The organism is Segatella copri (assembly GCF_009494835.1).
Classification (GTDB): domain Bacteria; phylum Bacteroidota; class Bacteroidia; order Bacteroidales; family Bacteroidaceae; genus Prevotella; species Prevotella copri_F.
On sequence record NZ_VZBE01000061.1, the window covers coordinates 1 to 4,160 of the forward strand.

3 protein-coding genes are annotated in these 4,160 nt (G+C 42.0%); 2 read left to right on the forward strand and 1 reads right to left on the reverse strand.

Annotated features, from left to right (window positions below; genetic code table 11):
- Positions 1 to 61: 61 nt before the first annotated feature.
- Entirely contained in the window at positions 62 to 1,279 is a 1,218-nt protein-coding gene (locus F7D47_RS09525; RefSeq protein ID WP_022109872.1) for an ATP-binding protein, read from the reverse strand.
- 313 nt (positions 1,280 to 1,592) lie between these two features.
- Here F7D47_RS09525 and F7D47_RS09530 point away from each other — a divergent pair, with 313 nt between their 5' ends.
- On the forward strand, positions 1,593 to 3,314 hold the full coding sequence (locus F7D47_RS09530; protein WP_153085968.1) for an AAA family ATPase: 1,722 nt from the start codon (positions 1,593 to 1,595) through the stop codon (positions 3,312 to 3,314).
- Positions 3,315 to 3,769: 455 nt separating this feature from the next.
- Positions 3,770 to 4,160 (forward strand): AlbA family DNA-binding domain-containing protein (locus F7D47_RS09535; RefSeq protein ID WP_194253066.1); only part of this gene is annotated, 391 nt, incomplete at its 3' end.

The window sequence follows — 4,160 nt, forward strand, 5'->3', positions numbered from 1 at the left end:
ACGATGAACAGGTGGCGTATAGACCCTTGATTATATGGTGATATTCGTAATCTACCTGGCATCAAACCAAAGTAGTCATTTTCAGAAAATCTCGCAGATGAATGTGCTTAATGCCATCAATATTGGTTTGACTGTAAAGCCTATCCATAGAAATCACGTATTTGGGATGACTGTCTTTTATCAATTTCAAATTGCCGAATTCACGCTCTACCGTTTCCTCAGAAGCCAGCAGATAGGTAACTTGCACATACGCCACACTATCCGCTTTCTCGGCAACAAAATCAATCTCGGCCTTATACATCTGACCAACATATACTTTATAACCCATCCTGCACAAATGGATATATACAGCGTTTTCCATCACCTTTTCGATATCAAAACGCCTGTTGCCACCTATAATATGATTCCTGATTCCCAGGTCTTCGAAATAGAACTTGTCGCCTAACTCGAAAAGTCGCTTGCCATGAATGTCGTATCTGTTAACTCGATCGATAATAAAAGCATTGCTTAAATACTCCAAATACGTGAGAATCATCTTGGCAGACGTTTCGGTGTTCTGGCTTTTCAGAAATTTTACAATACTCGTTGCTGAGAATTGTTTACCGATATTATCGCTCACAAACTTCAGCAGCGTTCGCAACAATGGTATGTTTCTGATGTTTTCTCGCTCTATGATATCACGAAGTACTATCGTATTATACACATTGTCAAGATAATCTTCTACCAAATCCGTATTTTCCAATCCTAAACTGCGCAACTGAGGGAGCCCGCCATACTGCAGATACAGGTTCAAGGAAGCATCATCATCCTTCAGTTCATGGAACGTCAGGAACTCTTCATAGCAGAGTCCTCTAATGCGATAAGCAATATATCTGCCTCTCAGGCGAGTTGCCAGTTCGCCCGAAAGCATTTTGGCGTTGCTGCCGGTAATCATAATCTGGCAGGTATCATCCGATTGGATACTGAGGAGTGCTTTCTCGAAATCAGAAATCTCCTGCACCTCATCGATAAACAGATAGTTTTCCTTACCCTCAACGATGTTGGCTGCTACATAAGCCTCCAGATCCTGATAGTTGGCTATCATATCAAATGAGGTTTTCTCCTTATCTATATAGATAACGTGATTTTCTTCATTCTCAGCGATGTGATTATAAATTCGCCGCATCACACAACTCTTGCCGACACGCCTCTGGCCGGTCAATGCAATCATCATTCCACGTCCAAACATGCGTTCGATACGATTGGAATACCCTAGTCTTTCTAATATTTTTTGTTTCATACGAGTAAAACTTTTCGCAAAGATACTCTTTTTGTTTCACATAAGTAACAAAAACGATAGATTTTTTGTTTTTATTACTTATAATTAACAGGTTTGGTACACATTGCGCCTCACGGGAAACGACAAGGGTCTATATGCCACGATGAAAAGGTGGCGTATAGACCCTTTTTGCATATACCAGCTTTGCGGATATTTAATTTACTACAACGAAAAAACATCATTTAAGGAAGTTTTTGAGAAAAGTCTTGCTATTCCCGATTATTTCCACTATCTTTGCAATTGAATTGGTTGTACTCGATAAAACGAAGAAGATATGGATTACAAGAGATTACCATACGGCGTTGCCGATTATACCTGGATTAAGAGTCAGAACAGATACTGTGCTGACAAGACTATGTTTATACCTAAGATGGAGGAAGCTGGAGACTTTCTCTATCTCATCCGACCACGCCGTTTTGGAAAGAGTGTCTTCCTTACGATGCTTCAAGCCTACTACGACATCGAGAAGAAAGACTCGTTCCATACTACATTCAAGGATACTTGGATTGAGTCGCACCCAACCGAAGGACTTGGACAATATCAGGTTTTGTATTTCGACTTCTCTAGAGCTGCAGCAGGACAAGGTAGCTTGGAGGAAAACTTCAATATATATTGTAACAGCGTATTGGATGGCTTCATCAAAAAGTATGCTGCCTATTATGATGAAGATTTCAACATGGAGGAATACCTTGGCTTTTCCGGTGCCTCCTATAAGCTAAAAGCACTGAATACTTATTCCAAAAGCAAAGGTACGCAACTTTACCTTATCATCGACGAGTATGACAACTTCACCAACAACATCCTGAGTGAGGAAGGAGAAGCTGTGTATCACGCCTTGACTCATGCACAAGGCTTCTACCGTGACTTCTTCAAGCTATTCAAGGGAATGTTCCAACGCATCATGATGATGGGAGTAAGTCCTGTCACCGTGAACGACCTCAACAGTGGCTATAACATCGGCACCAATCTCTCCATGGACCCCATGTTCAACATGATGCTGGGATTCAGCGAGAACGAGGTACGGGAAATGATAGAATACTACAGAGAAGTAGGACTCATCAAGGTTCCGACCGACCAGCTGATTACCGACATGAAGCCTTGGTATGACAACTATTGCTTCGCGAAGGACAGTCTGGTTACAGACCCCAAGATGTTCAATTCGGATATGGTTATCTATTATCTCCGCCATTTCATCCGTTTTGGCAAAGCACCGGACGAGATGGTAGACCCAAACACCATGACTGATTATGCCAAGATGAAGAAGATCATCTTCCTGGACAAGCTGCAGGGCGACCGCAAGAGCGTGCTGAAAGAAATCATCAACCAAGGTTACATCTGGGCGGAGCTGAGAGAAAGTTTCCCTGCTGAAGACTTGGTTGACCCTGACCTGTTCCCAAGTCTGCTCTACTATTACGGCATGCTGACCATCATTGGCAAGCGTGGCAGAAGAGTAAAGTTGGGGATCCCTAACGAGAATGTACGCCGCCAATATTACGGCTATGTGTTGGATGAATACAACAGGGATGCCAAAATCAACAATAATCATCTTGCCGACCGATACGATGTAATGGCTCTGGATGGTAACATCAAGCCAGCCATCGAATACATCGCTGAAGGTTATCGAAACTGCACAAGTATTCACTCCAGCATCCAGGCAGAGCGCAATCTGCAAGGTTTCATCGCCGCTTATCTCAACCATAGTGGTTATTACTATATCATCCAGGAAATGGAGTTGAATGGTGGTTATTGCGACTTGACGATGATTCCGGACCTCACTCGTTTTCCAGAGGTTGCCCATGCCTACCTCTTGGAGTTGAAATATCTGAAAACGGGCGATACCGATGAAGAAGGAAACAAGGCCTTGGAAGAAGCAAGGACTCAGTTGGAGCAATATGCGCAAGACACAAGATTGCCACAGCTGATGAATGGAAAGCCTATCCACAAGATAGCCATCATCTATAAAGGTAATGACTTGTGGAAAATAACGGAGTGCTAAAGAATTTAGAAAACGACAAGGGTCTATATGCCACGATGAACAGGTGGCGTATAGACCCTTGAATAGGTATTCGGAAATTGAGTGTTAGCGTTGTATCATATCATTAAACCCTTTCCATTATTAATAAAGTTCTTTGTTTCAATTTCGGCACAAAGATACGAAAAAAAATCCTAATCCCAAAATTTATACTGATTTTTGGGATTAGGGACCCAAAAAGCTCCAGAAGCAGCACGTCCTTTACCTTTGCTTTACTCTTCGGCCAGCGATTTTCAATTCCGCTACGCGCCGGTGACCGTTATATTGGGGTACAAGAACCAGCGTGATGCCATTCAGCGACATGTTGAAAATTATTTGCGTGTTTTGTAAACTTTTTAAGAACATTTTCCCTTTTTCTGAAATTATTTTCTTACTTTTGCAAGCGTATTCACTTATATTATAATAATGTATAGCAGAGAATGATGGACGATATATTGAAACAGATAAACGCTGGCAAGGTGTCGGGGGTGCAGTTCAAGGAACGCATTCTCGACAAATATGATATTGCCTGTGAGTTAGTGGCGTTCAGTAATTCACATGGTGGTAAGTTGGTAGTTGGTATAAAGGATAAGACCGGAGAAACCAATGTCTTGTCGTATTCTGAGGTACAAGAAACAACCAATTTGTTGAGTGACATTGCTTCTGAAAACGTAGTGCCATCCATTCTGATAAAGATAGATACTGTTGAGGTCGAGGATGGCAACTTGGTTATTGCTACTGTGAAGGAAGGACTCAATAAGCCTTATCATGATAATAAGGGAATCGTATGGGTGAAGAATGGTGCCGACAAGCGTAAAGTGTTCGATAATG

Bases quoted from the DNA above. Each gene is read 5' to 3' on its own strand.
- F7D47_RS09525 (WP_022109872.1), bottom strand. From the start codon at position 1,279: ATGAAACAAAAAATATTAGAAAGACTAGGGTATTCCAATCGTATCGAA.
- F7D47_RS09530 (WP_153085968.1), top strand. From the start codon at position 1,593: ATGGATTACAAGAGATTACCATACGGCGTTGCCGATTATACCTGGATT.